28 protein-coding genes are annotated in these 25,471 nt (G+C 70.7%); 11 read left to right on the forward strand and 17 right to left on the reverse strand.

The window, feature by feature from the left end:
* Window positions 1-8: 8 nt before the first annotated feature.
* From ABH926_RS27970 to ABH926_RS27980, 3 genes are read right to left on the reverse strand one after another with little or no spacing between them, the layout of a single operon-like run.
* Entirely contained in the window at window positions 9-488 is a 480-nt protein-coding gene (locus ABH926_RS27970) for a hypothetical protein (protein ID WP_370368791.1), read from the reverse strand.
* A gap of 46 nt (window positions 489-534) precedes the next feature.
* Complete coding sequence (locus ABH926_RS27975) at window positions 535-1,875, reverse strand: RNA polymerase sigma factor (protein WP_370368793.1); 1,341 nt, start codon at window positions 1,873-1,875, stop codon at window positions 535-537.
* Window positions 1,876-1,927: 52 nt separating this feature from the next.
* On the reverse strand, window positions 1,928-2,347 hold the full coding sequence (locus ABH926_RS27980) for a YciI family protein (RefSeq protein WP_370368795.1): 420 nt from the start codon (window positions 2,345-2,347) through the stop codon (window positions 1,928-1,930).
* A 186-nt stretch (window positions 2,348-2,533) separates the two neighbouring features.
* On the opposite strand from ABH926_RS27980, the gene ABH926_RS27985 reads away from it, so the two are divergent.
* Entirely contained in the window at window positions 2,534-3,280 is a 747-nt protein-coding gene (locus ABH926_RS27985) for a DUF899 family protein (protein ID WP_370368796.1), read from the forward strand.
* A 106-nt stretch (window positions 3,281-3,386) separates the two neighbouring features.
* Window positions 3,387-3,581: a hypothetical protein gene (locus tag ABH926_RS27990; RefSeq protein ID WP_370368797.1), complete on the forward strand. Its 195-nt coding sequence runs from the start codon at window positions 3,387-3,389 to the stop codon at window positions 3,579-3,581.
* 8 nt (window positions 3,582-3,589) lie between these two features.
* Here the strand turns inward: ABH926_RS27990 and ABH926_RS27995 are convergent, their stop codons facing one another.
* The gene (locus ABH926_RS27995; RefSeq protein WP_370368798.1) at window positions 3,590-4,069 is read right to left on the reverse strand and encodes a cupin domain-containing protein; all 480 of its coding nucleotides are present in this window, start codon (window positions 4,067-4,069) and stop codon (window positions 3,590-3,592) included.
* Window positions 4,070-4,182: 113 nt separating this feature from the next.
* Between ABH926_RS27995 and ABH926_RS28000 the strand changes: the two genes are divergently transcribed.
* Entirely contained in the window at window positions 4,183-5,742 is a 1,560-nt protein-coding gene (locus tag ABH926_RS28000; RefSeq protein WP_370368799.1) for a protein kinase, read from the forward strand.
* A gap of 143 nt (window positions 5,743-5,885) precedes the next feature.
* Here ABH926_RS28000 and ABH926_RS28005 read toward each other — a convergent pair whose 3' ends face one another.
* Genes ABH926_RS28005 through ABH926_RS28015 form a run of 3 tightly spaced genes read right to left on the reverse strand, consistent with a single transcriptional unit; the run spans window position 5,886 to window position 9,062 of the window.
* Window positions 5,886-7,028, reverse strand: a complete 1,143-nt coding sequence (locus ABH926_RS28005) for a prenyltransferase (RefSeq protein WP_370368801.1) — start codon at window positions 7,026-7,028, stop codon at window positions 5,886-5,888.
* Complete coding sequence (locus ABH926_RS28010; protein WP_370368802.1) at window positions 7,025-7,738, reverse strand: class I SAM-dependent methyltransferase; 714 nt, start codon at window positions 7,736-7,738, stop codon at window positions 7,025-7,027. Before ABH926_RS28010 ends, ABH926_RS28005 begins: the two co-directional genes overlap by 4 nt.
* 1 nt (window position 7,739) lies before the next feature.
* Window positions 7,740-9,062 carry a glycosyltransferase family 4 protein gene (locus tag ABH926_RS28015; RefSeq protein ID WP_370368803.1) on the reverse strand — a complete coding sequence of 441 codons (1,323 nt, stop codon included), beginning with the start codon at window positions 9,060-9,062 and terminating at the stop codon, window positions 7,740-7,742.
* 259 nt (window positions 9,063-9,321) lie between these two features.
* Here ABH926_RS28015 and ABH926_RS28020 point away from each other — a divergent pair, with 259 nt between their 5' ends.
* Window positions 9,322-9,960 (forward strand): TetR family transcriptional regulator, encoded by a 639-nt coding sequence (locus tag ABH926_RS28020; protein WP_370368804.1) that lies wholly within the window; start codon window positions 9,322-9,324, stop codon window positions 9,958-9,960.
* Between the two features lie 71 nt (window positions 9,961-10,031).
* Here the strand turns inward: ABH926_RS28020 and ABH926_RS28025 are convergent, their stop codons facing one another.
* From ABH926_RS28025 to ABH926_RS28040, 4 genes are all read right to left on the reverse strand, one after another.
* A complete protein-coding gene (locus tag ABH926_RS28025; RefSeq protein ID WP_370368806.1) occupies window positions 10,032-11,009 on the reverse strand; it encodes a small ribosomal subunit Rsm22 family protein in 978 nt (325 codons plus the stop codon).
* A gap of 56 nt (window positions 11,010-11,065) precedes the next feature.
* Window positions 11,066-12,007 carry a GNAT family N-acetyltransferase gene (locus tag ABH926_RS28030; protein ID WP_370368807.1) on the reverse strand — a complete coding sequence of 314 codons (942 nt, stop codon included), beginning with the start codon at window positions 12,005-12,007 and terminating at the stop codon, window positions 11,066-11,068.
* A 74-nt stretch (window positions 12,008-12,081) separates the two neighbouring features.
* Entirely contained in the window at window positions 12,082-12,336 is a 255-nt protein-coding gene (locus tag ABH926_RS28035) for a ferredoxin (RefSeq protein ID WP_370368808.1), read from the reverse strand.
* A gap of 3 nt (window positions 12,337-12,339) precedes the next feature.
* On the reverse strand, window positions 12,340-13,806 hold the full coding sequence (locus tag ABH926_RS28040) for an aldehyde dehydrogenase (RefSeq protein WP_370368809.1): 1,467 nt from the start codon (window positions 13,804-13,806) through the stop codon (window positions 12,340-12,342).
* A 177-nt stretch (window positions 13,807-13,983) separates the two neighbouring features.
* Between ABH926_RS28040 and ABH926_RS28045 the strand changes: the two genes are divergently transcribed.
* From ABH926_RS28045 to ABH926_RS28055, 3 genes are all read left to right on the forward strand, one after another.
* The gene (locus tag ABH926_RS28045; protein WP_370368810.1) at window positions 13,984-14,997 is read left to right on the forward strand and encodes an MBL fold metallo-hydrolase; all 1,014 of its coding nucleotides are present in this window, start codon (window positions 13,984-13,986) and stop codon (window positions 14,995-14,997) included.
* Window positions 14,998-15,054: 57 nt separating this feature from the next.
* Complete coding sequence (locus ABH926_RS28050; protein WP_370368811.1) at window positions 15,055-15,582, forward strand: NUDIX domain-containing protein; 528 nt, start codon at window positions 15,055-15,057, stop codon at window positions 15,580-15,582.
* 331 nt (window positions 15,583-15,913) lie between these two features.
* Window positions 15,914-16,123, forward strand: coding sequence for a cold-shock protein (locus ABH926_RS28055; RefSeq protein WP_012786341.1), 210 nt, complete (start codon window positions 15,914-15,916; stop codon window positions 16,121-16,123).
* 66 nt (window positions 16,124-16,189) lie between these two features.
* Here ABH926_RS28055 and ABH926_RS28060 read toward each other — a convergent pair whose 3' ends face one another.
* From ABH926_RS28060 to ABH926_RS28075, 4 genes are all read right to left on the reverse strand, one after another.
* Window positions 16,190-17,023 carry a citrate/2-methylcitrate synthase gene (locus ABH926_RS28060; RefSeq protein ID WP_370368812.1) on the reverse strand — a complete coding sequence of 278 codons (834 nt, stop codon included), beginning with the start codon at window positions 17,021-17,023 and terminating at the stop codon, window positions 16,190-16,192.
* The gene (locus ABH926_RS28065) at window positions 17,016-17,861 is read right to left on the reverse strand and encodes a CoA-transferase subunit beta (RefSeq protein WP_370368813.1); all 846 of its coding nucleotides are present in this window, start codon (window positions 17,859-17,861) and stop codon (window positions 17,016-17,018) included. The genes ABH926_RS28060 and ABH926_RS28065 overlap by 8 nt, the downstream gene beginning before the upstream one ends.
* A gap of 86 nt (window positions 17,862-17,947) precedes the next feature.
* Window positions 17,948-18,877: a CoA transferase subunit A gene (locus ABH926_RS28070; protein ID WP_370368814.1), complete on the reverse strand. Its 930-nt coding sequence runs from the start codon at window positions 18,875-18,877 to the stop codon at window positions 17,948-17,950.
* Window positions 18,862-20,328 carry an aldehyde dehydrogenase gene (locus ABH926_RS28075; RefSeq protein WP_370368815.1) on the reverse strand — a complete coding sequence of 489 codons (1,467 nt, stop codon included), beginning with the start codon at window positions 20,326-20,328 and terminating at the stop codon, window positions 18,862-18,864. The genes ABH926_RS28070 and ABH926_RS28075 overlap by 16 nt, the downstream gene beginning before the upstream one ends.
* 339 nt (window positions 20,329-20,667) lie before the next feature.
* Here ABH926_RS28075 and ABH926_RS28080 point away from each other — a divergent pair, with 339 nt between their 5' ends.
* The 4 genes from ABH926_RS28080 to ABH926_RS28095 all read left to right on the forward strand — a co-directional run bounded on the left by ABH926_RS28080 (window position 20,668) and on the right by ABH926_RS28095 (window position 24,796).
* Window positions 20,668-21,861: a 2-aminoethylphosphonate ABC transporter substrate-binding protein gene (locus ABH926_RS28080; RefSeq protein ID WP_370368816.1), complete on the forward strand. Its 1,194-nt coding sequence runs from the start codon at window positions 20,668-20,670 to the stop codon at window positions 21,859-21,861.
* A gap of 64 nt (window positions 21,862-21,925) precedes the next feature.
* On the forward strand, window positions 21,926-23,077 hold the full coding sequence (locus ABH926_RS28085; protein WP_370368817.1) for an ABC transporter ATP-binding protein: 1,152 nt from the start codon (window positions 21,926-21,928) through the stop codon (window positions 23,075-23,077).
* A complete protein-coding gene (locus tag ABH926_RS28090) occupies window positions 23,074-24,015 on the forward strand; it encodes a 2-aminoethylphosphonate ABC transporter permease subunit (RefSeq protein WP_370368818.1) in 942 nt (313 codons plus the stop codon). The genes ABH926_RS28085 and ABH926_RS28090 overlap by 4 nt, the downstream gene beginning before the upstream one ends.
* Window positions 23,996-24,796 carry an ABC transporter permease gene (locus ABH926_RS28095; protein ID WP_370368819.1) on the forward strand — a complete coding sequence of 267 codons (801 nt, stop codon included), beginning with the start codon at window positions 23,996-23,998 and terminating at the stop codon, window positions 24,794-24,796. The genes ABH926_RS28090 and ABH926_RS28095 overlap by 20 nt, the downstream gene beginning before the upstream one ends.
* A 58-nt stretch (window positions 24,797-24,854) precedes the next feature.
* On the opposite strand, the gene ABH926_RS28100 is transcribed toward ABH926_RS28095, so the two are convergent.
* Together ABH926_RS28100 and ABH926_RS28105 are read right to left on the reverse strand one after the other, a co-directional pair.
* The gene (locus tag ABH926_RS28100; RefSeq protein ID WP_370368820.1) at window positions 24,855-25,088 is read right to left on the reverse strand and encodes a hypothetical protein; all 234 of its coding nucleotides are present in this window, start codon (window positions 25,086-25,088) and stop codon (window positions 24,855-24,857) included.
* A 20-nt stretch (window positions 25,089-25,108) separates the two neighbouring features.
* A complete protein-coding gene (locus ABH926_RS28105) occupies window positions 25,109-25,396 on the reverse strand; it encodes a hypothetical protein (protein WP_370368821.1) in 288 nt (95 codons plus the stop codon).
* Between the last annotated feature and the right edge of the window lie 75 nt (window positions 25,397-25,471).

Raw genomic sequence — 25,471 nt, forward strand, 5'->3', positions numbered from 1 at the left:
GTCGGGGTTCAGAAGACAGCCTCGCGCGCCGCGTTAAGGAACGCGGTCTGCGGCTCGTCCGACACATCCCACAGCCTGCCGCCTTCGGCGATCTCGTCGGGATCGCGCCACATCACCCTGTTCACGGCGGTCGCGTATTTCCAGGCTCGCTGGTACAGGTCGCGGGAGAACAAGATCTGAATCATCCGCTCGGTCACGAAGAGGCGGTCGATCACGTCGCGGGCCGCGGCGAACCACTCCGGGGTGCCCGCGGCGGCCCAGTCGGCGGCGATCTCGCGCTGCTCGGCAATGCGGACACCCTGCTGGGCGATGGTGATGAAATCGCGCAACAGCTGCAACTGTTCCTCGCGGCGCGCTTCGGCACGCTGGTCCGCGCGTCTCCGATCCTCGTTCCTCGATGTCAGACGGGCCGTGCTGAATTGGGTCAGGTAGGTCAGGGCGCCGCCGACGGCTACACCGGCCAGCCCGATCCACTCCTGGGTCTGCATGTCAGTTCTCTACCACGCAGAGTTCCCACCACGCAGGGTCGAGCAGCTACATAGGCAATCCCTCGAGCTTGCCCCGCAGCACGGCCTGCTCGCGCTCGTTGCCGCAGAGCTTGACGGCGTGCTCCAGCTCCACACGCGCCTCGTCGAAGCGCTCCAGGCGGATCAGCAGCTCGCCGCGGACGCTCGGCAGCAGGTGGGAGTTCGCCAGCGCGCCGTCCGCCGCGAGCTCGTCCACGGCTTCCAGCGCGGCGGCCGGCCCGCGCGCCATCGACACCGCGACCGCGCGGTTGAGGGCGACGACCGGCGAGGGCGCCAGGCGGTCCAGCGCGTCGTAGAGGACGACGATGCGCTCCCAGTCCGTGGCCTCGACCGAGGCGGCGACGGCATGGCACTCGGCGATCATCGCCTGCAGCCCGTACGCGCCCACGCCCCGGCCGCCCTGCTGCGCGCGGGCCAGCGCGGCCCGGCCGCGCCGGATCGCGGCGTGGTCCCACCGGCCGCGGTCCTGGTCGGCCAGCAGCACCGGCTCGCCGTCCGGTCCGACCCGGGCCGGGAAGCGCGCGGCGGTCAGCTCCATCAGTGCCAGCAGCCCGTGGACCTCCGGTTCGTCGGGCACCAGGCGGGTCAGGATGCGCGCCAGCCGCTGCCCCTCGCCGGCCAGGTCCAGGCGGATCAGCGCGTCGCCGGCACTGGCCGACGAGCCCTCGGTGAAGATCAGGTAGACCACGCTGAGCACCGACCCCAGCCGCTCGGCCCGCTGCTCCGGCGGCGGCACCTCGAAGGGCACCCCGGCCGCGGCCAGCGTCTTCTTCGCGCGGGTGATGCGCGCCTGCACGGTGGCAGTCGGCACCAGGAAGGCCTTGGCGATCTCGTCGCTGGTCAGCCCGCCGACCACGCGCAGGGTCAGCGCGATGCAGGCCTCGCGCGAGAGCACCGGATGGCAGGAGACGAACATCAGGGCGAGCAGATCGTCGTCGATCTGGTCCGGGTCCCACAGCACCGCCTCGCCGGCCCGGAGCGGATCGAGGGGCTCGCCGCCGGTGGCCGCACCGCCCTCGCCGAGCTCCTGGGCGAGGACCGCGTACTTGCGGTCCTGCACGGCGTGGCGGCGGAAGTGGTCGATCGCACGCCGCCGCCCGACGGTGAGCAGCCACCCGGCCGGCTGCCGCGGCACGCCCTCGCGCGGCCAGGTGACCAGCGCCTCGGCGAGCGCCTCCTGGGCCACGTCCTCGGCGAGGGCGAAGTCGCCGGTGTAGCGGGCCAGGGCGCCGACGATGCGGGCGGACTCGATGTGCCAGACGGCGGCGACGGCGGCGCGGCCGGTGGGGTCGGTGGTGCGGGCTGCGGAGTCGGTGGTGCGGCCGGTGGGGTCGGTGGGGTCGGTCATGACATCTCCCCGGCCCGGCCGACACCGCCGCCTACCCCGCCGCGGACCCCGCTCAGATCTGCCCGGTGGCCTCGCGCCACGCCCGCTCCTTCTTGATCCACTCGTTGTCCTGCGGCATCTCGTCGATCGTCGTCACCCGGCGGATCTCGGTCTTGAAGCCGGGCCCGGTGATCGGCGAGCGCTTGGCCCACTCCACCGCCTCCTGCTTGGAGGCCACGTTGAGGATGTAGAAGCCGTTGAACAGCTCCTTCGTCTCCCCGTACGGCCCGTCGGTGACCACCGGCGGCTCCGAGGAGTAGTCGACGACGACCGTGTCCTCCGGCTCGGCCAGGCCCTCGGCGGCCAGCAGGACGCCGGCGCGGATCAGCTCGTCGTTGAACTTCCCGACGGTGGCGATCATCTCGCTGAAGTCGGCGGTGGCCATGGACTCCATCGCCTTGTCGTCGGCGCGGAAGATCAGCATGTACTTCATGGTCGGTCTCCTTCGGCTCGCGAGCCCCTGGTCGGGGCCGCTCTCATCCCTAGGTCGAACGGGCTGTGCCGCGGATCGACATCTGGCCACACTGAATCTCGCCACACTTTAGGCGATGAAATCGGCCGCCCCCGATCGTCTACATCTTTCGGGGCACCGATGCCCCCGCACCGAACCGGAGGCACCATGACCGAGAAGCCCGAGAAGATCGACAAGCCCGAGAACACTCCCCCGCTCCCGCCGATCACCGACCGCCAGAGCTGGCAGGCCCGCCTCGACGAGCTCGCCGTCCGCGAGAAGGCGCACACCCGCGAGGGCGACAAGCTCGCCGCCGAGCGCCGCCGCCTGCCGATGGTCGAGGTGGACCCCTCGATCCCGGTCCTCGGCGCGAAGGGCCCGGTCCGGCTGCGCGACGTGTTCGAGGGCCGGCGCATGCTCACCGTCTACTACGCCATGTGGCACGACGACCGCTCCTCGAAGGACCAATGCGAAGGCTGCACCTTCTTCACCGCCGAGGTCCGCGAGCTGTCCTACCTGCACTCCCGCGACGTCACCTACGCGATCTTCTCGCAGGGCCCGTACGAGCAGAGCCGCGCCTACCACGACTTCCTCGGCTGGGACGTCCCCTGGTACTCGGCCCGCGACTCCGCCGAGCAGCTGCTGGCCGGCCGCTTCTTCGGCATGCGCGTCAGCTACCTGCGCCGGGGCGACCGGGTGTTCGAGACCTACTGGACCACCGGACGCGGCGTGGAGCGCGCGGCGCCGAGCTACGCCATCCTGGACGAGACCGCCTACGGCCGCCAGGAGACATGGGAGGACTCTCCGGAGGGCTGGCCCCGGGAGTTCGGCGTCACCGGCGAGCAGTTCCGGGTCGGGGGCCGGCCGACGGCCCAGTGGGTCCAGCTCACCGCCGGCAAGCCCGAGCCTTTCTAGGCCCGAGCCGTTCCGGGCCGGCGCTGGTAGAACCCTGTTTCCCGTTTCCTGATCAGGCGAGAAACAGGCAACACCTGAAGATCTCCGGGAAGTCCGGCGAGATCGTATGAGGATCACCTCCGCGCAGCGCCGCGCAGGCGTCGCCTTCGCCGTCGTGGCCGCGGCCCTGATGGCCGCCGCGGCCCCGGCGTCCGCCGACACCGGCGGCAGGATCACGCCGGGAACGCCGGCCATCAAGGCCGGCCCGGACCACGCGGCGAACGGCCGCCCCGGGCATGAGCCGGGACGCGTGAAGGACTGAGCCCGGACTCAGTCCTTCACGTTGTACTGGTCGTGCTCCAGGAAGAACGCCTCGCCCATCGTGTTCTGCATCCCCTCGACCAGGCCGCGGAAGTAGTTCTCGCGCGGCGCGCCGGGGGCGAACATCAGCAGCATCGAAGCCGGCTCGCCGGATTCGTTGCGGAACGCGTGCAGCCCGCCGGGCGGCACGAACAGGTAGTCCCCCGGCGTGGCCTCCACCCACTTCTCGCCGTTGAACAGGCGCACGGCGCCCTTCAGGACGAAGAAGGCCTCGCTCATCGTCTTGTGGAAGTGCGTGCCCGGACCGCTCGGCGCCGCGGCGAAGTCCCAGCGGTAGAGCCCGTACAAGCCGTCGGAGCTGTCCGAGGTCGACAGCAGGCTGCAGGTCCCGCCGGAGGCGAAGGTGATCTCGGGCTCGGCACCGGCCGGCCGGAACGTGGCGCTGACCTCACCGGTGTCGGCGAAATAGCGCGGGCCCGGGTAGGACATGTACGCATTCCTTCCTGAGTACTTCGGCGGATGTGATCAACACGCCGCTTCCGTAGTCTGTCCGATGTCGGAATCACCGTCGACCCGGGGGGCTTTCGTGAGTGGTGCAGATCATGACTGAAGCAGCAAAAGCCGGCCGCCTGGTCGGCGGCCGGTACCGCCTCGTAGACCGGTTGGGCGCCGGCGGCCAGGGCCGCGTGTGGCGCGCCCATGACCAGACGCTGGGCATCGACGTGGCCGTCAAGGAGGTCTCGCTGCCCTTCATGCTCTCCGACGCCCAGCTGGCCGAACGGCTGCGGCGCGCCGAGCGCGAGGCCCGTAACACCGTGCGGCTGCGCGACCAGCCGGGCATCGTGACAGTGCACGACGTCGTGATCGACGACGACGCGCCGTGGATCGTGATGCAGCTGGTAGCCGGCCGCTCGCTGGACGAGCACCTGACCGAGCACGGCCCGCTGAGCGTGGAGAACACCGCGAAGGTGGCCGACACGATGCTGCGCGCCCTGGCCGCCGCGCACGCCGCCGGGATCGTGCACCGCGACGTGAAGCCGGCGAACGTGCTGCTCGCCGACGACGGCCGGGTCCTGCTCACCGACTTCGGCATCGCCCACCACCAGGACGACAGCTCCCTGACCATGACCGGCGCGGTCATCGGCTCGGCGGAGTACCTGGCCCCCGAGCGCGCCCGCGCCCAGGAGGCCGGGCCGCCCTCGGACCTGTTCTCCCTGGGCGTGACGCTGTACCAGGCGGTCGAGGGCGTCTCCCCGTTCCGGCGCGACTCGCCCACGGCGACGCTGACGGCGGTCCTGTTCGAGCAGCCCAAGCCGCCGAAGAACGCCGGCCGGCTGACCGGCCTGCTGGCCGCGCTGCTGGCCAAGGAGCCCGGGCAGCGGCCGACGATCCAGGCGGCGCTGGCGATGCTGGAGGGCAGGCCGGCCGGCGGCGCGGGCCCCGCCCTCACACAGGCCGCGGTGCCCTCGCCGGCCGAAGCGCCGACGCGCGAGCTGACCCACTCGCCGAACCCTGCGAACGTGCCGCCCTACCCGCCGGGACCGCTACAGACGACGCCGTACCTGGCCTCGCAGACCCTGAACCGGCCCCCGTCGAAGAAGGGCAGCGGCCCGAAGGTCGCCCTGGCGGTGGCGGCGGTCCTGGCCGTGGCGGCACTGGCGACGCTCGGCGTCACGCAGCTGGGGCACCACACCACGCCGCAGGCCGGACCGACCACGACGACGGGCTCGACCACCACCGCGCCGACCGGCACGCCGGACTCCTCCGCGACGACCGACGCGACGACGCCGACCAGCCCGGACTCGCTGGACACCTCCGACAACCAGGACACCTCCACGACCAGCTCCCCGCCGATCCCGGACGGCGTCAAGGCCGGCTGCAGCGAGGCGCTCGACGACCTCAAGGCCTTCAACACCGCCGACCCGGCGGCCAACGGCGGCAAGGACTTCCAGATAGCGGCCGACCACAACCTGGCCGACAAGCTGTCCGCCGACGCCGCCATGGCCACCGACCCGGCGGTGAAGACGGCGATCCAGGCCGAGGCGGACAGCTGGAACACGTTCGCGAACGACTATCAGAACAACGACACCGCGGGGATGCAGCAGACGATTCCGCAGACGACCAAGGACATCAACGCGGTGAACGCGGCTTGCAACAGCTGAGGCGGCGGGACGGCTGAGGCGGCGCGACGGTCGAGGCAAACGCGGCAGCTGAGGCGGCGCAGCGCCCTGAGCCGCCGGGCAACCGAGACAGCGCAGCCTCCTGAGCCGCCGCCTACACACGCGCGGTCAGGCACGCCCCCACCTCAGGCCGCGACGCACTCCGCGACCGAGCAAGCCACCGGCAGCCCCTCGGGCAGCCCCTCCCCGCCGAACACCGCGACCGTGGCCTTGTCCTCGGCGAGCACCGCGAGCGCCAGCAGCAGCGCGCCGGCCGTCCAGGCCGTCTTCTCCTGCGGCCACAACGCGGGCTCGTTCCCCTGGTCGTCGCCCTCGTAGACGCGGCCGGTCCAGTACATCCCGTCGGTCTCGTCCCGCAGGTGCTGGATGTCGCGCAGCAGGGTCCGTGCGCGCTCCGCGTCGCCGATCGCCCACAGCGCCAGTGCCAGTTCGCAGGTCTCGCCGCCGGTCACCCACGGGTTCGTCGAGACGCACCGCACGCCGAGGCCGGCGACCACGAAGCGGTCCCAGCCCTCGGCGATCCGCTCCTGCGCAGCCTGGCCGCGCAGCGCCGTCCCGAGGACCGGGTAGTACCAGTCCATCGAGTACGTGCCCTTGTCCGCGAACCGCTCCGGATGCGCGGCCAGCGCGTGCCCGAGCCGGCCGCAGGCCAGCTCCCAGTCCGGGCGGGCGCGGCCGAGCCGGTCGGCGACCGCCAGCGCGCAGCGCAGCGCCTGGTACATCGACGAGCAGCCGGTCAGCAGCGCCTCGTCGGCCTCGCGGCCCTGCTCGTCGCGGCACCACACGATCTCCCCGCCGGGGGTCTGCAGGCTCAGTACGAAGTCCGTGGCCTGCCGCACCGGCTGCCACATCCGGGCCAGGAACTCCTCGTCGCCGGTGACCAGCCAGTGGTGCCAGACGCCGACCGCTATGTAGGCGCTGAAGTTGGTCTCGCACAGCCGGTTGGCCGGCTCGGCGATGCCCTCCGGCGCGTCGGCGTAGGCCGCGAACCAGGAGCCGTCAGGGTTCTGCGACGCCGCCAGCCAGCGGTAGGCGGCCGCGGCCCGGTCCGGGAACCCGGCTGCGTCCAGCGCCATCGCGGCCTCGATGTGGTCCCAGGGGTCCAGGTGGCCGCCGTGGAACCACGGGATGGCGCCGTCGGGCCGCTGGAGCGCGGCTATCGCCTCGGCGGTGGCGCGGACCTGCGCGGCGCTGAGCACCCCTTCGCAGGCCAGCGACTCGGCCGCGGCGGCGCGCCCGGCGGCCGTCGGTGCGGAGCCCAGCCTCATGCGGCCGGCTTGTCCGCGTAGACGACCAGGCTCTTGCCGAGCACCGGGTTCAGCAGCGCCTCGCTGGCGCGGGTGAGGGCCGGGGCCTTGATGATGTCCCATTCCAGGAGCTTCTTGTACGCCTTCACCGGGGCGTTCTCGTTGTCGACCCCGACCGCGCACTTGAGCCACCAGTACGGCGCGTGCAGCGCGTGCGCGTGGTGCAGCTCGCGGGGCACCACGCCGGCGTCCCGCAGCTTGCCGACCATCTCGCGCCGCTTGTAGATCCGGATGTGGCCGCCCTCGACCTCGTGGTAGGCGTCCGACAGCGCCCAGCACACCTTCTCCGGGAACCACCGGGGCACCGTCACCGCCAGCCGGCCTCCGGGCTTGAGGACCCGGACCAGCTCGGACATCGCCAGCCGGTCGTCGGGCAGGTGCTCCAGGACCTCGGCGGCGACGATCGCGTCGAAGGTGCCGTCGGCGAACGGCAGGCCGTAGGCGGTGCCGCGCACCGCGACCGCGCCGGCCCCGGCCGGCACCTCCCCGGCCGCCTGCATCGCCGCGAACCACTTGGTCACCTCGGCGACCTCGTCCTGGCTGTAGTCCAGGGCGACCACGTCAGCCCCCTGACGCAGCAGCGCGAAGGCGTGCCGGCCGAAGCCGCAGCCCATATCCAGCACCTTCTCGCCCTTGGCGATCGGGAACTTCTCGAAGTCCACGGTGAGCACGTCAGACCCCTGCCTTTCGTTTGCGACGGAGCCTGTCGGCGGCCATGCGGTCCCAGTCGACCGGGTCACGGCCGGCCTCGATGAGCGCCCGGTAGCGCTCGGCGGTGGCGATCGCAGCGGCGCGCCACGTGAACTTCTCCAGGACCCGCTCCCGCGCCGCGGCACCCAGCCGGGCCCGCAGATCCGCGTCCCCGAGTACCCGGGTCAGCGCCGCGGCGAGCGCCGAGGGGTCGCCCGGCGGCACCGCGAGGGTGGTCTCGCCGTCCCGGCCGGCCACCTCGGGGATCGCGCCGCCGGTGGTGGACACCAGCGCGGTGCCGCAGGACATCGCTTCGACGGCGGGCAGCGAGAAGCCCTCGTAGAGCGAGGGCACGCAGGCCACCTCGGCCGAGCGGATCAGGTCGACGAGTTCGGCGTCGGAGATGCCGTGCACGAAGCGCACCGAGCCGGAAAGGCCCAGGCGCTCGATCGCCTTGGCGACGACGCCGTCCTCCTTGGCCTTGCCGACGACCACCAGGTGCGCGTGCTCGTTCTCGACCCGCACCTTGGCCAGCGCCTCGACCAGCGGCAGCAGGCCCTTCAGCGGCACGTCGGCGCTGGCGGTGGTGACGATCCGCCCGGGGACCTCGGCCACCGAGGCGTCCGGGGAGAAGGCGTCGGTGTCGGCGCCGATCGGGATGGTCGTGATGCGCCGCTGCGGGACACCGAGGTACTGCTCGATCTCCGCGGCGGAGGACGAGGAGACGGTGATGATCTCCGGAAGGCGCCGCGCGACGCGGGTCTGCATCGCGGTGAAGGCGTACCAGCGGCGCACGGAGGCGCGCTTGCCCCTGGTCGGCGCGGCGGCCAGCTCCAGCTCGCGGTCCACCTGGATCGGGTGGTGGATCGTCGCCATCGTCGGGAAGCCCAGGCGCGGCATGCCGAGCAGGCCGTAGCCCAGGCACTGGTTGTCGTGGACCACGTCGAACTCGCCCTTGCGGCCGGACAGGTGGCGCAGCGCGCGCAGCGAGAAGGTCAGCGGCTCGGGGAACCCGGCGGTCCACATCGTCCCGACCTCCAGCATGTCCACCCAGTCGCGGTACTCGCCGCGCTTGGGGGTGCGGAAGGGGTCGGGCTGGCGGTACAGGTCGAGGCTGGATATCTCGGTCAGCTTCACGCCGGGCTCGGGATCGAGCACCGGATACGGCTGGCCGGCCAGCACTTCGACGGAGTGGCCGAGCTTGGCGAGCTCACGGGAGAGATGCCGGACGTAGACGCCCTGGCCTCCACAGAAAGGGTTCCCCTTATACGCGAGCAAGGCTATGCGCAGCGCGTTGTCTGCCATGCTCAATCACCTCGCTCCGTAAGTCCGTGTCCCGCCTTCACGGCTTAGACGGCGTCACGAGCGGGTCAACGGAGCATAATCCGTGGCGCTAATCTAGAACAAGTTCCTACTTGCCCCGCGCCGCAGGTGGCAGAGTTGGCACGTGACACAGTTCACAGACGGTTCACATCCGGCTACCACCGCGAACACCGTCCGTGAACCACCACTGATCAGGTGCGGAACTCCAGTGCCCAGAATTGATCGAGGTTGAGGAAAGCCCATGACGGTTGACGCGTCGGCAACGGCCGGCACCCCCGCTTCGGCGCCGTCGCCGGTCCCGGCCCTGACGGAGCGTCAGGAAGCCCGCCGCCAGCGCATCCTGCGTGCCACCCAGCAGCTGGCCGCCCGCGGCGGTTTCGACGCGGTGCAGATGCGCGAGGTCGCCGAGCTGTCGGAGGTGGCCCTGGGCACCCTCTACCGCTACTTCCCCTCGAAGATCCACCTGCTCGTGGCCACCATGCAGGACCAGCTGGAGCAGCTGCACGACCAGCTGCGCCGCAAGCCCCCGGTGAGCGCCGACCCCGGCGAGCGCGTGGCCGAGACCCTGATGCGCACCTTCAAGGCGCTGCAGCGCGAGCCACACCTGGCCGAGGCGATGATGCGGGCCCTGACCTTCGCCGACCGCTCGGTCTCGGCCGAGGTGGACTCGGTGAACCGGCTGATCACCGACGTGATCGCCGACGCCGTCCACTCCGGCCGGCCGCTGACCCGCGCCGAGCTGGCGGCGGTGCGCGTGGTGACGCACACCTGGCACTCGACGCTGATCACCTGGCTGTCCGGGCGCGCGTCGATCTCGCAGGTGAAAGCGGACATCGACACGGCTTGCACGCTGGTCTCGCAGGCGGCCGCGGCCGAGTGAGGCCCTGAAGCCGGGCGAGGCCCTGAAGCCGAGTGAAGGGCTGAAAGCCGGCTCGCCTCAGGCCGCCGCGGCTACCAGCTATCGCCCCAGTCCGCGTCGCGCGCGGCCCGATACGTGTCGCCCTGGCGCTTGGAGACGAGTTCCTGCGCGACCGTCCCGTCCGGCTGGCACAGCTGCATCATGACCAGCCCCTTGCGGATCTGCGGATGCCTCAGAATGCGCGCCTGCGCCGCCGCGACCGGCAGGCGGGTCGCCACGACGTAGGCGAACTTCTCGTCCTCGTACTGAAGATCCGCGCTTTTGAGGCGGCGGTGCAGCGGCGTGCGGTGGATGCGCGAGGCGAAGTGGCACCAGTCGCGCGTTCCGAGCAGGGGGCAGGCATCCGAGTGCGGGCAGGGCGCCGCGATGTGCAGCCCCATGCCGGCCAACACGTCGCGCGCCGCCATGATCCGCTGGTAGCCGTCGGGGGTCCCGGGCTCGATCACGGCGATGGTCTGGGCATCTGTTGCGGAAGTGCTGACCAGCGCCTGCTGTGCGTCCGGCGCGAGCTCGCTGAGGACGTACGACACGGTCACCAGATCCGCGCCGGGGATCTCGGCCGGGAAGCGCACCTGACGCCACTGCGCGTGCCGCAGCGCGCCCGCGAACGCGTCGCGGGCCAGTCCCCGCCCCAGGTCAAGGGCCTCGGCCACCTGGTCGAGGACCGTGACGTCCTTGAGCGACCCGCCGAAAACCGCCGCGGCCGCCCACGCCGCGGCCCCGGTGCCGCCGCCGACGTCCACCAGGCTCTGCGGGGCCAAGCCGGGCACCCGCGCCGCGGCGGCGGCCAGCGCCGCGCGCACCGCGCCCCACGTCGCCGGCATCCGGTACGCGGCGTAGGCGGCGGCGTCGATCCGGCCGGCGAGGATGGGGCGATCAGCACGCCCCGGGGTCCGGTAGCGGGCGATCAGGCGATCGACCGACGCCTCCAGCTCACGCAGCGGGATGTCGGCGGTGGCAGCGTCGAGCGCGGCGGCGAGATCGGTGGGGATATCGGCGGAGAGGTCCATGGCGGATCCATCCTGCCATCCGGCCAATGCCGCCCCGCGCAGGGCCGAAGTGGCGGCTACGCCAGCTCCAGAACCCACTCCTGCTCCACCAAGTGGTGCCCCCACATCTGCACCGCCGCCTGGTGCACGATCTCGAACCCGAGCGAGTGATAGATCCGGTGCGCCGCCGTCAGCCCGTCCACCGTGTACAGCATCATCCGCCGGTATCCGGTCTTGCGCGCGAACTCCACGCACTCCTCGACCAGCCGCCGCCCGACGCCCAGGCCGCGCGCCGCGGGGTCGACCAGCAGGATCCTGAGCTGCGCCGTGTCCACGCCGTCGTCCGCGGGCCGGCGCACGCAGGCGACGCAGCCCACGCGCCGGCCCGACACCTCGGCGATCCAGAACGCCTCGCGCTCCTCGTCGTGCGAGCCCGCGTAGTCGGCGACGATCCGGGCGACGTCGGCCTCGAAGGTCTCGTCGAAGGCCCGCTCGGCGGCGTACAGGGTCCCGTGGCGCTCCACCACCCAGCCGTAGTCGCCGGGCTGCGGCGCGCGCAGCGTCACCGGCCCGCCCACCGCCTGGAAGTCCAGCAGCGCCCCGATCTGCCCCATGGCCTCGACCATCCGCCCCCGCTCGCCGGCGCCCAGGCGCGACAGCCAGGCGCCGACCTGCTCGCTGGAGCGTTCGTCGAGCCCTGAGAAGATCCCGCGTCCGCGCTCGGTGAGCTCCACGGTGCCGCGGCGCGCGTCGGTCGCGGCGCGCCGCTTGAGCACCAGCCCCTCGGTGTCGAAGCGGGCCAGGATGCGGCTCAGGTAGCCGGCGTCCAGGCCGAGGTCCTCCCGGATCCGGGCGACGGTGGCGCCCTCGGGTCCGGCGTGCGCGATCTCGAAGAGGACTCTGACCTCGGTCAGGGTGTAAGGGCTCTTCAACAGCCCTTCCTCCAGGACGCCGATGACCTTCGTGTAGCTCCGGTTGAACGAACGGACGGCCGCCACCGCGGGCGCGAGATCCACCATGCCGCCCATGCTAGGCAGCATCGTTTGACTGAGTCAATGACTCAGTCAAGGAGTTTCGGGCCCCGGCGGAGGTGTCAGTCGGCCGGCGGGAACACCACCAGCCCGCTCCCCTCCTCCACGATCGTGATCGCCTCCACCGGGCAGTTCTCCGCGGCGTCCAGCACCTCGCCGGACGCCCCCAGCACCTCGTGCCGCGGACAGGACTGCCGCGCCGCGTCGAGCTCGAACCCCTCGGGCGCGCGCAGCACGCAGCCCCCGGAGCCGATGCACAGATCGGTATCGACAGTCACCCGCCACTTGGACGCTGACACCGTTTCAATCTCGGACACCTGTCAGAACCCTTCAGGGGTGTAGCCATTCGGCAAGTGCACGGTCTTCGTCTCCAGATATACCCGCAAGCCCTCGGGCCCGAACTCCCGGCCGATCCCCGACTGCTTGAACCCGCCGAACGGCGAGTTGAACTCCATTCCAAAGGTATTGACACCATAGTTTCCGGTCCGCACCCGCCGCGCCACCGAAAGCCCGTGCTCCACGTCCCCGGACCACACCGAGCCCGACAGTCCGTAGTCCGAATCGTTGGCGATCCGGACCGCGTCGGCCTCGTCCTCGTACGGGATCATCGCGACCACCGGCCCGAAGATCTCCTCCTGCGCGATCACCATCCGGTTGTCGACGTCCGCGAACAAGGTCGGCTCGACGAACCAGCCCTTCGCCGGCCCCGCCGGACGCCCGCCGCCGACGACCACCCGCGCACCCTCGCCGACGCCCTTGGCGATGTAGGACTCCACCCGATCGCGCTGCCGCTCGGCGACCAGCGGTCCGATCTGCGTCTCGGGATCCAGCGGATCACCGGTCTTCAGGCCCCTGACAGCCTCCGCCATCGCGTCGACCGTCTCGGCGTACCGATCGCGCTGCACCAACACCCGCGTCTGCGCGACGCACGCCTGTCCGTTGTTCATGTACGAGTTCGGCAGCAGACCGGGGATCGCAGTAGCCAGATCCGCGTCCGGCAGGATGATCGCCGCGGATTTGCCGCCGAGTTCCAGCGTCACGCGCGTCAGGTTCGCCGTGGCGGCCGCCATGACCGCCTTGCCGCCGGCCGTGGATCCGGTGAAGGCGATCTTGTCCAGCCCGGGATGCGCGGCCAGGTAGGCGCTGTTCTCCCGGCCCGCCGGCACGATGTTCAGCACGCCCTCCGGCAGCCCGGCCTCGATGGCCATATCAGCCAGCAGATACGAGTCCAGGGCCGTCTCCGGCGAGGGCTTCACCACCACCGCGCAGCCGGTCACGAGCGCCGGGGCGATCTTGCTGACCGTGATGAACTGCGGCACGTTCCAGGCCACGATCCCGGCCGCCACGCCCACCGGCTCGCTGCGCACCACCGTCGGCCCGAGCAGGCCCTGGCGCAGCTCCTCCCAGGGATAGTCGGCGGCCATGCCCAGGTAGTAGTCCCAGATCATGATCGGCGCCCACACCTGCGCCAGGATCGACCAGGAGTACGGCGAGCCGGTCTCGGAGCTGATCAGCCTGGCCAGCTCGTCCGCACGCGCCTCGTACTGGTTCCTCAGCCGGCGCAGGATCTCCACCCGCTCGGCCACGCTCATCCGCGGCCACGGGCCGTCGTCGAACGCGCGCCGCGCGGCGGCCACCGCACGGTCCATGTCCGCCACCGAGGCCTCCGGCGTCCGCCCGAACACCTCCTCGGTGACCGGCGAGATCATCTCCAGCTTCGCGTCGGTCGCCGGGTCGACGTAGGAACCGCCGATGAACAGCTTCCCGTGCTCGGTCACGGTGCCCATGGGAGTGCCTCTCCGTGATGTGACGAGCCGCCAGAAGGCGGTCTTTTAGAACAGATATCAGTTCCCACCTGCAAGCTCAATGACCGCCTGGCCGCCTCCAGAACGGGCGAACCTTTCGCCTGGCTAACTAGTCATGAGAACGTGTTCTCACCACCGCCGAGCGAAGGAGCCCCCACCATGACCGACGCCCCGCCCGCCGAGGCCGCGTCCGCCGAGGCCCCCGGCGTCTGGTCGATCCGCGTCCCCTTCCCCGACAACCCCCTCGGCTACACGCTCGTCTACGCCCTGGAGACGACCGCAGGCGGCCCGGTACTGGTCGACGCCGGCTGGGACGACCCGGTGTCGCTGGCGGCCCTGGAGCGCGGCCTGGAGGCCATCGGCACCTCGGTGTCGGACGTGCACGGCGTGCTGGTGACCCACCACCACCCCGACCACCACGGGCTGGCCGGGCGCATCAGGGAACTGAGCGGCTGCTGGGTGGCGCTGCACGAACAGGACGCGAAGGTCGTCGACATGGTGCGCACCGCCGAGCGCGAGCCGTGGACCAAGCGCTACAAGGCTCTGCTGGAGCTGTGCGGGGCCCCGGCGGAGGCCGTGGCGAGCGCGGCGGCCGCGATCCCCTCCGGGGCCAAGCCGGCCGTGCCGGACGTGCTGATCGAGGACGGCGCCCTGATGGACGTCCCGGGACGCACGCTGCGCGCCGTCTGGACCCCGGGCCACTCCCCCGGCCACACCTGCTTCCACTTGGAGGACACCGGCGCGCTGCTGACCGGCGACCACGTCCTGCCCGGCATCACCCCGGTGGTCACGGTCTACGACGACCACGTGGTCGGCACCTCCGACCCGCTCGGCGACTTCCTCGCCTCGCTCGAGAAGGTGTCGCGGCTGTCGACCACCCGCGCCCTGCCCGCCCACCGCGCGCCCTTCGACGGCGTCGCCGCCCGCGCCGCCGAGATCGCCGAGCACCACGCCCGCCGTCTGGAGCAGATCGAGGGCCAACTGGCCGCCGGCCCGAAGACGCTGTGGAGCATCACCGAGGGCATGGAGTGGAACAAGGGCTGGGAGCGCCTGGACACCTTCGCGCGGCACCTCGCGCTCGGCGAGGCCGGCTCGCACCTGCGGCACCTGGTCCTGACCGGGCGTGTACGGCTGGCCTCGACCGAGCCCATCGAGTTCTCACTGCCCGCCTGAGCCGCTTCGCGGGGCCGACGCTTCACCCCGTGAAGCGTCGGCGTACGCTGATGAACCATGCCGGTCCACAACTCGCATTGCTCCTACTGCGGCACCGCCTTCGCCGCCGACGCCGCGTGGCCGCGAACCTGCGCGACCTGCGGCCAGACCACCTGGCTGAACCCCCTGCCGGTGGCCCTGGTGATGATGCCCATCATCGGCACCGACGGCCGCACCGGCCTGCTGACCGTCCGCCGCGGCATCGAGCCGCAGCTGGGCCGGATCGGCCTGCCCGGCGGCTTCATCGAGGAGGGCGAGAGCTGGCAGCAGGCCGCGGTCCGCGAGCTGTGGGAGGAGACCGGCCTGCGCGCCGAGGTGGAGGAGGTGGAGCTCGCCGACGTGCTGAGCGCCCCGCACTTCGTGATCCTCGTCTTCGGCCGGGTCAAGCCCCGCCCGATCGAGGACCTGGCGGACCTGACCCCCGAGCGCGTGCACGCCCTGTCCAACGGCGAGACCCAGGAACTGGTCGTGGTCGACCGCGCGCAGCCGCTGGCCTTCCCGCTGCACACCGAGATGAGCGATCGATTCTTCGCCGGTCTGGCCTGACCCGCCATGCGGGTTACCCCCGAACCGCGACCCCCGACACCCCCGCCGACCACGCCCGGAGCCGCCCCGAACGGCCGCCGACCACCGCCGGGACCCCGCCCGACCGGGTGGATCTGTGCGCCACGAGAGTGACGACACGGCGCCCACCTTGCCATTTCACCTATCGTCGCCGAGCTGGTAGTGCTACCGTGACGCTCGGTCGCACTGGGCAGTCGGTTCATGAAGCACATCCGGACTCACTCCAAGCTCGACCGGTATCGGCGCGACAGGCGCTGGTACCCCACCACCGGTCCCGCTCACAGCGGGAGTGATTTCCGAGGTAGAACGCAGCATGGCAACTGGCACGGTCAAGTGGTTCAACGGCGAGAAGGGCTACGGCTTCATCGCTCAGGACGGCGGCGGCCCGGACGTCTTCGTCCACTTCTCGGCCATCGAGGGCTCCGGTTACCGGAACCTCGAGGAGAACCAGCCGGTCGAGTTCGAGATCACCCAGGGTCCGAAGGGCCCGCAGGCGGAGAAGGTTCGGGCGCTCGCCCAGTAACCGGACCCAATCACTCACAGTTGCCCCCGCGACGCTTGTCGCGGGGGCTTCTTGGGCTTGTCCGGCCTACTCCCCGAACCCCGCCGGCAGCACCCGGTCCTGCGGCCCGTCGTACCACTCCGGCCCCTGCATCTGCAGCGACAGCGGCTGCACCATGTCCGAGTTCTCCGAGGCGCGCCACCCCCTCTCGCGCGTCGACTCCTCGATCGAGTGTGCGCACAGGGACAGCGACCGCGCGGTGATGAACATCGCCTTCATCTCCAGCGGCGAGTAGCCCGCGTCCAGGCCGATGCAGCCCATCGCGCCGGGCCCGTTGATCCACAGGCGGCGGCCGAAGACCGGCTCGGTGGCGTCCTCCATGGCACGGGCGACGGCCACGTACGTCCCGCTGATCCCCCACTTGTCGCTGAGCTCCAGCAGGCGCACCGTGCGCGGGTCGCGGATGTGCTGCGCGTGGTGGTAGCCGGGCATGTTCTCGCGGCGTGCGCGCATCTCCTGCACGGTCAGGGCCGCGGCCTCCGGCATCGGGATGCCTTCGTCGGCCGCGCGCTGCTCCACGCCGAGGAACATGGTCGCCGGGCGGTCGGCCGTGCCGTGCAGGCGGCCGATCGCCGCGACGCCGGCCGACACCGCGCCGTTCAGCTCGGCGCCGCCGGAGGTGGCGAAGCGGACGGTGGCCGAGGAGGGCGACATCGCATGCTCGGCCAGCGAGACCATCATCGCGTTGGTGATCCTCGCCTGCGCCTCGGTCGGCAGTTCGCCCTTGAGGACCAGGAACAGCATCTGGCCGAAGTCCAGGTTGCCGGTGAGCTCGTTCACGTCGTAGCCGCGGACCACGATCCGGTCGCGGTTCTTCCACGCGATGTCGGACTTCCAGTGGAAGGGCGTCTTCTCAGTCATGGGTGTTTCCGTTCTTCAGTCGTTCCGGGAAATAGCGGGACTCGGGGTCCAGGACGTCGCGCAGCAGCGCGAGGTCCTCGGAGGAGGGAGCGGCGACCACCGCCAGCCGGTCGGCCACCCTCGGGGTGAACCCGGTGTTCGCCAGCACGTCCTCGACCGTGGCGCCGGGCATGAGTGCGGTGACGGTCAGCTCGCCGACCGTGTCGTCGCCCTCCATCACGCACAGGTCGGTGACCACCTTCACCCGCACCGGGTTCAGCCCGACCCGCCTGCGGGCGCCGGGCCCGTCCAGGAAGCCGGGCGAGGTGATGTAGTCACAGCGCTCCGGGAAGCGTCGCTTCTCGTGGCTGGTGAGCACCACGATCGTGGCGCAGTGCGACGCGATGTCGTTGGCGCCGCCGCTGCCGGGCAGCCGCACCCGGCCGCTGCCGCGCTCGATCCAGGTGGAGTTGATGTTGGCGTGCGCGTCGATCTGCGCGCCGCCCAGGAACCCGGTGGCCACCAGCCCGCGCTGCACGAATCCGCCGAGCGACTCGATGAGCGAGCCCAGCTTGCTCGGCGCGTGCATGATCCGCGGGTCCACCACCGACAGCGGCGTGGGCACCACCTTCGGGAACACCACGCCGGACTCGATGAGCAGCCGGGCGCTCGGCGCGTGCGTCCGCTGCGCCACCAGCCCGGCCAGCAGCGGCAGCCCGGTGCCGGCGATCACGCAGTCGCCGTCGGCGATCTGCCGCGCGCCCTCGAACACCAGCAGTTCGCGCGGCAGCGCGGCGGCCGGGACTCCCGTCCCAGGCCCGCTAAGCCCGCTCCCAGGTCCGCTACCAGACCCGCTCACAGGTCCGCTCACAGGCCCGCTGACAGCTCCACTCACAGCCTCGGCCACGGCTCCGCCCACAGCCCCTGCCACAGGTCCGATCGCGCTCACAGCAGCCTCCGCATCTGTTCGGCCATCGCGGCCCGTGCCGACCCGCCGGGATCGCTGGCGGCCAGATAGCCGTCGAAATCGGCGTGCGCCGCGACCTGCTCGGCGAGGAACGCCCGCGGGCCCTCGTCGCCGGCCTTGGCCCGCTTCTGGTACCCGTCGATCTCGGATTCGTAGTAGTCGTACCTGCGATACACACTGGTCGGCCACGCGCCCCACGGCTGCTCCACGACCGCGCTGATGTACGCGCCGGAGATGGTGACGCGCTCGGGCTGGTCGTCGAACGCCCCGGCCGGCAGCACCTCCTCCACCGACACGATCACGTGCCGCGAGGCCCGCACCATGTCCACCTCGTGGCTCGTCACGCCGTCGATGACCACGTTGCCGTCGGCGTCGGCGGCGTTGGCGTGGATCAGCGAGACGTCGGGGGTGCAGGCGCGCACCAGCACCACCGGCTCGCCGCTCCAGGGGTCGGAGGTGACCACCGCGTCCTGTTCGGCGACGAGGCGCTCCAGCACCGAGGAGCCCAGCAGCGAGCGCACCGGCATGAACGGCAGCCCCATCGCGCCGGCCAGGAACCGGGAGGCCATCGACAGGTGCGAGTAGTCGCGCACCTCGATGCGGTTCGCCTCCACCGCCCGCCGCCAGCTGAACAGCGTGCCGAACTTCTCCAGGTTGCCGCTGCCCTGCTCGGTGCGGGCCACGAGCCCGGCGGCGACCAGGTGGTCCAGCGGCAGCGACAGGTTGCAGCCGACGACCGTCAGGTCGCCGATGTCCTGCCGCACCACCTCGTGCACCAGCGCCATCGGGCAGCGGTTGATGTTCTGGCCGCCCAGGCCCAGCACCGCGCCGGGCTCGACGAAGGCCTGCACCGCCTCGGCGGCGCTCATCACCTGCGCCTGGCCCAGGGGATTCAGAAGCTGATGCACGCCGACCGCCATTCGGTGTAGAAGTCCCAGACCTCCGGCGAGCACTCCGGCGCGCCGTACTGCGACTGCTTGGCGCCCATGTGCGGCAGGTGCGCGTAGGCGCCGACGCCGGGCCGGTTGACGTGGAGCATGCCGGCCTCGAAGCGTTCCAGCGCCTCGAAGATGTGGGCCGGGTTCTGCGTGAAGATCGTGCCGGACATGCCGTACTTCACCGAGTTGGAGATGCGCATGGCGTCCTCGAAGCCGTCGCAGTCGATGACCGACAGCACCGGGCCGAAGATCTCCTCCTGCGCGATCTCGCAGTCCCAGGGGACGTCGCGCAGCACGGTCGGCTGGACGTAGTAGCCGTCCGGGACGCCCTGGGTGTGGCGGTGGCCGCCGACCGCGACCTTCGCCCCGGCTTCCTGGGCCTTGGTGATGGCGTTCAGGCACGCGGTCATCCGGTCCTCGTTCACGACCGGGCAGACCTCGGCGTCCGGATCGAAGGGGTTGCCGACCTTCAGCGCGGCGGCCTTCGCTACGACCTTCTCCAACAGCGCCTCCTTGACGGCGGCGTCGACCACCACCCGGGACGTCGCCGAGCACCGCTGCCCGGCCTGCCCGAACGCCCCGAACACGATCGCCGCGGCGGCCTTGTCCAGATCGGCGTCGGCCAGCACCAAGACGGCGTTCTTGCCGCCGAGCTCCAGCTGCGTCTTCATCAGCCGGCCGGCGCCGGCGATGTGGATCGCGCGCCCCACCGGCAGCGAGCCGGTGAAGGAGATGCCGGCCACCCGCGGGTCGTCGGTCAGCGCCTCGCCCGGCTCCCGGTCGCCCTGCACCAGGTTCAGCACGCCGTCGGGGACCCCGGCGTCGGCGAAGGCCTGCACCAGCAGCGCCGCGGAGTAGGGGGTGAACGGCGAGGGCTTCAGGACGCTGGCGCATCCGGCCACCAGTGCCGGCGCGACCTTCCAGATCGGGATGGTCAGCGGGAAGTTCCACGGCGTGATCAGCCCGACCACGCCGATCGGCTGCCGGAACGTCATCGCGACGGTCCGCGGCTCCTCGGCCGGCGTGGTGTGGCCGTTGAGCCGGCGGCCCTCGCCGGCGGTGAAGTCCAGGATCGCCATCCCGCGCCGGACCTCGCCCAGCGCCTCCTTGTAGAGCTTGCCCTGCTCCCGGCTGATCGCCCGGGCGAACTCGTCCTCGCGCTCGCCGATGATCCGCTCGGCCCGGCGCACGATCTCGGCCCGCTTGATCGGCCCCAGCGCCCGCCAGGCCGGCAGCGCGGCCGTGGCGGCGTCCACCGCACGCACCGCATCGGCGGCCGTGGAATCGGCGAAGCGGCCGAGCACGTCGGAGGTGTCGGCGGGACTCACGTCGGCCCGGGTGCCGCCGGCCTCGGCCGGGCCCCAGACCCCGCCGACGAAGTTGCCGAGGTGTTCGGGGCGGACAGGGAGATGATCAACCATGGTTCCTACCTTGGGATAAGCGCGGGCATCCGCCAAGACCGCTCTTCGGCATGGAAGTGATAGCGGCTCGCTATGCGGCAGCAGGCGCATCGAAGCACATCAGCGAGCAGTTGGATGAACAGTGCGTTAACCCCGGGGTGACCTGTCGTACCTGCCTGCGGCAAGGCCTTCCGCTATAGCCCTCATAGCCGGTACCCCGGTTGGCGGCTTATGTGCGCGAGGGAAAACTGCGGTTCACGGAGCACCTGCGACGACCACTCGGAAATCACCTTTCGGTCACTTGCAGACCTTGGCTCTGGATCACGCTGTCCATGGAGATTCCCCTAGAAGGGTTCGTCAATGTCGCACGTACTGTCCCGCCCGCGCACCCGCCGCACCGGCGCCCTGATCGCCGTCGGCGGACTGGCGCTGACCGGACTGACGGCTTGTGCTTCCGCCAAGAACACTCCCGCCGCCGGCACCAGCACCGCCACCTCCGCGGCGGCCGCGGCCACCTCCTGCCCGGCCCTCGGCGCCGCCGCGCCGACCGCGCCGGCCAAGGCCGACGGCTCCGGCGGCCAGGTGACCATCTACAGCGCCGACGGTTTGTACGACGCCAAGGACGACAACAACTGGTACAACCAGGAGTTCAAGAAGTTCACGGCCCTGACCGGCATCCACGTGAACTACTCCGAGGACGGCTCCGGCGGCGTGGAGACCAAGGTCGACTCCGAGAAGTCGAACCCGAAGGCCGACGTCATCGTCACCCTGCCGCCCTTCATCCAGAAGGCCGAGGCCTCCGGCCTGCTGCAGCCGTACGCCCCGGCCTGCGTCGACAAGGTCGACCCCTCGCTGGTGGACAAGAACGGCGAGTGGGAGGCGGTGATGGGCAACTACCTGTCCTTCATCTACAACACCAAGGCGCTGCCGGACGGCCCGCCGAAGACCTGGAACGACCTGCTGGACCCGAAGTTCGCCAAGAAGCTCCAGTACTCCACGCCCGGCGTGGCCGGCGACGGCACCGCGGTGATGATCGCGGCGATCCACGCCTTCGGCGACAACCGCGACTCCGCCTGGGACTTCTTCAAGAAGCTCCAGTCCAACAACGTCGGCCCGTCCAAGTCCACCGGCGCGCTGGAGAGCAAGGTCAACACCGGCGACCTGCTGGTGGCCAACGGCGACGTGCAGATGAACTACGTCGACAGCACGACGCAGTACCCGAACAACAAGATCTTCTTCCCGGCGGGCAACGACGGCAAGCCCAGCACCTTCTCGCTGCCGTACATGGCCGGCCTGGTCAAGGGCGCGCCGAACGCCGACAACGGCAAGAAGCTGATCGACTTCCTGCTCTCCGAGGGCGCGCAGCTGGACGCCTCCAAGGTGGCCTACGGCTTCCCGGCCCGCACCGACATCAAGCCCACCGACAGCAACTACGCGGCTCTGAACGCGCTGATGCAGGGCGTGACCGTGTTCCCGGTGGACTGGAACGAGGTCGCGCAGAACTACAACAGCGACGTCAAGGCCTGGGACACCGCGACCGGCACCCCGAGCTGAGCGCACCAGCCCACCGTTTCCACACTGTTTTTTCTCGACCAGTTTTCCTTGACCAGGAGTGAGCATGGCCGCCACCGAAGCCGACCCATCGGCCCGACGATCAGGACCCAGATCCGGAGGCATCCGCTTCGACGACGTGACAGTCGCCTACAACGGAACCGTCGTGCTCGACTCCTTCACGCTGGACGTCGCCCCCGGCGAGGTGGTCGCACTGCTCGGGCCCTCGGGCTCGGGCAAGACCACCGCGCTGCGGGCGGTCGCCGGCTTCGTGCGGCCCGCGTCCGGCCGCGTGTACGCCGGCGGCCGCGACGTCACCGACCTGCCGCCGTACAAGCGCGGCCTGGGCATGGTGGTGCAGCAGTACGCACTGTTCCCGCACATGCGCGTGGAACAGAACGTCGCCTTCGGCCTGAAGGCACAGAAGGTTTCCAAGTCCGAGATCCCCGGCCGCGTCGCCGAGGCCCTGCGCATGACCGGCATGGCGCAGTACGCCAAGCGCTACCCGCGCGAACTGTCCGGCGGCCAGCAGCAGCGTGTGGCGATCGCCCGCGCCCTGGCCATCGAGCCCGCGGTCCTGCTGCTGGACGAGCCGCTGTCGGCACTGGACGCACAGCTGCGCAGCGGAATGCTCGCCGAACTGGCGCGCCTGCACCGCGAACTGCCGGATGTCAGCATCCTGTATGTCACGCACGACCAGATCGAGGCCCTGACCCTGGCCGACCGCATCGCGGTGATGAACGACGCGAAGCTGGTCGAGGTCGGCACGGCGCGGGACCTGTACAAGCGGCCCGGCACGGAGTTCGCGGCCGGCTTCGTGGGCAACTCGAACCTGCTGCCGGTGACGGTCGCGGAGTGCACGCCGCACGCCGACGGGTCGTTCCGGGCCCGGGTGCGGATCACGCCGGACGCCGACCCGGTGACGGCCACCTGCACCGAGCCGGCCGGGGCCGGCGAGCAGCGGACGCTGTGCCTGCGGCCGCACTTCCTCGGTCTGGCCGCCGCCGACCACCACGACAACGCCTTCCCGGGCACCGTGACCGAGGTGCAGTGGCGAGGCTCGGCGCACCGGATCTTCACCGACGTGCACGGCCACGAGGTGCGGCTGGACACCAACGAGCTGCGGAACCCGCCGGCGATCGGCGATGAGGTGTGGCTGCACTTCTCGGCCGAGGACGCGGTGCTGATCCCGGCACAGGTTGCGGGCGGCTCCCGATGACCGCCGTCACCGAACTCCCTCCTGCCTCGCCGGTGACGCCCGGCAACCGTGGCGCGGCGCTCGCCAACAAGCCCCGCCGCTCCACCGCCTGGCTCTGGTCCACTCCCCCGGTCCTGTTGCTCGGCGCAGCTTTCCTGTATCCGCTCTACCTCGTCGTCAAGCAGGCGATCGAGGGCAGCCCGCCGGATCCGAGCAATCCCTTCAAGGTGACCACGTCCTTCTCCGACACCCTGAAGGACCCGGGCACCCGGACCGTCATCAAGAACACGATCCAGATGGCCGTCTACTCCACGGCTGGCTGCCTCGTCCTGGGCTTCCTGCTCGCGCTGATCATCGCGTTCGTGCCGTTCCCCGGCGCCAAGGCGGTGTCGCGCTTCATCGACGTGTTCCTGTCGTTCCCGTCGTTCCTGATCACCGTGTCGATCATGTTCCTGTACGGCCGGGTCGGCATGGTGAACCACATCGCCGCCTCGCTGACCGGCGGGCGGCACGACACGCCGATCAACTTCGTCGAGTACTCGCCGTGGGGCATCTGGCTGGCCGAGCTGATCTACTTCACGCCGTTCGTGATGCGGCCGCTGCTGACCGCGTTCTCGCAGATCGACACCGGGCAGCTGGAGGTCGCCGCCTCGCTCGGGGCCCGGGCCGGCCGCGTCGTCGTGCAGGTGATCCTGCCCGAGGCGCTGCCCGCGCTGTTCGCCGGCGGCTCGCTGGTGCTGATGCTGACGATGAACGAGTACGGCATCGTCTCCTTCACCGGCGCCAAGTACCAGACACTCCCGGTGCTCATCGAGAACTTCGCCAAGGAGCAGACCAACTACGCCGGGGCGTGCGCCCTGGCCGTCATCAACATCGTGCTGTCGCTGGCGCTGTTCACCGGCTACCGCGTCCTGCTCGCCCGGATGTCTGGAGGCCGCCGTGCTGCTGTACACGCGTAGATCGCAGCGGATCGCGTGGGCGGTCTTCGGGTTCTTCTTCCTGCTGCTGTTCGGGCTGCCGTTCGGCGTGCTGGTCCTGGCGGCCTTCACCCGGCAGTGGAACGGCGCCTTCCCCTCCTCCTACACGTTCTCCAACATCACCGCGGCCTTCCACACCGACCCGCTCGACGGCCTGGAGACCTCGCTGATCACCGCGCTGCTGTCCAGCGTGATCGCGCTGGTGGTCGGGACGTGGGCGGCCCTGGCCCTGGACGCGGTCCGCAACCGCGCCGGCAAGACGCTGGTCCAGACGGTGTTCATGCTGCCGATCGCGGTCCCGTCGGTGGTCGTCGGCCTGGCCCTGCTGGTCGCGTTCTCGCAGGGCCCGGTCCTGCTGAACGGCACCAACACCATCGTGGTGATGGCGCACGCGATCCTGGTCACCGCCTACGCCTTCCAGCAGGTCTCGGCGGCGGTGACGCGCCTGGACCCGGCGTTCGAACAAGCAGCGGCCTCGCTCGGCGCGCGGCCGTACTACACGCTGCTGCGGGTGAAACTGCCGCTGCTGCTGCCGGCGCTGACCGGCTCGCTGGCGCTGTGCTTCGCGCTGTCGATGGGCGAACTCGGCGCCACGGCGATGGTGTACTCGGCCGACTGGACGACGCTGCCGCTGCGCATCTACGCGCTGGACGACCGCGGGCACCAGTTCGTCGCGGCGGCGGTGACCGCGGTGATGATGACGATCACCTTGGCGGTGCTGCTGGTGTTCTCGCGGATTCGGACACGCGCGAACTATCGGTGACTTCGGCGGAAGGAGCCGAGGGCCCGGGTCGCCACCGGGCCCTCGGAGCTCCTTTCCGCTAGATCAAACTTATAACGCTGATGAGGGTGATCACGGAGGCTTCCTCATCAACCTCATATTCGATGAGGCCCAGAGAGCTCACCGCCCAGGCCCGCTTCGTGACTCCACCAGCTGTTCTTTCGGCGACGTCGCCACCTTGTCCGTAGGGGTCGTTGCCGATCTCCAAACAAGCCATCACGAACATCGCGTGTGCCATCTCAGGCATTGCGGCGATTGCCTCAGTCAACGCCATCTCGAAGATAGTGCTGTACCTCATGCCGCCTGTTGGGCCCGCTCTTGCTCCCAGCGCTCCCGGTAACCAGGGAATGCCTCATCGAACGGGATGCCGTTACCCGTGGCAAGGCTCCGGTCCGACCGGAACGCTTCCAGTCGGCCTGCCTTGTTCAGCACAGCGATGATGAACCAGTACCCGAAGGTTTTCTGCAAATCGTCGATGTGCGCCGACTCGATGGCCGCATTGAACTCGGCGACCTCATCCTCGGGCAGCGCTTCGCGGACTGCGACGATAGTGCGGTCTAAGCGGACCGTGTAGTGACTCAACTCTTTCTTCCTTTCCTTGCCGGCCCGCAGCCACCTCCACTGTGACACCCGCAACACCCCCGTGTCGCCTCAAGC

This window comes from Catenulispora sp. GP43 (assembly GCF_041260665.1).
Taxonomy (GTDB): Bacteria; Actinomycetota; Actinomycetes; order Streptomycetales; family Catenulisporaceae; genus Catenulispora.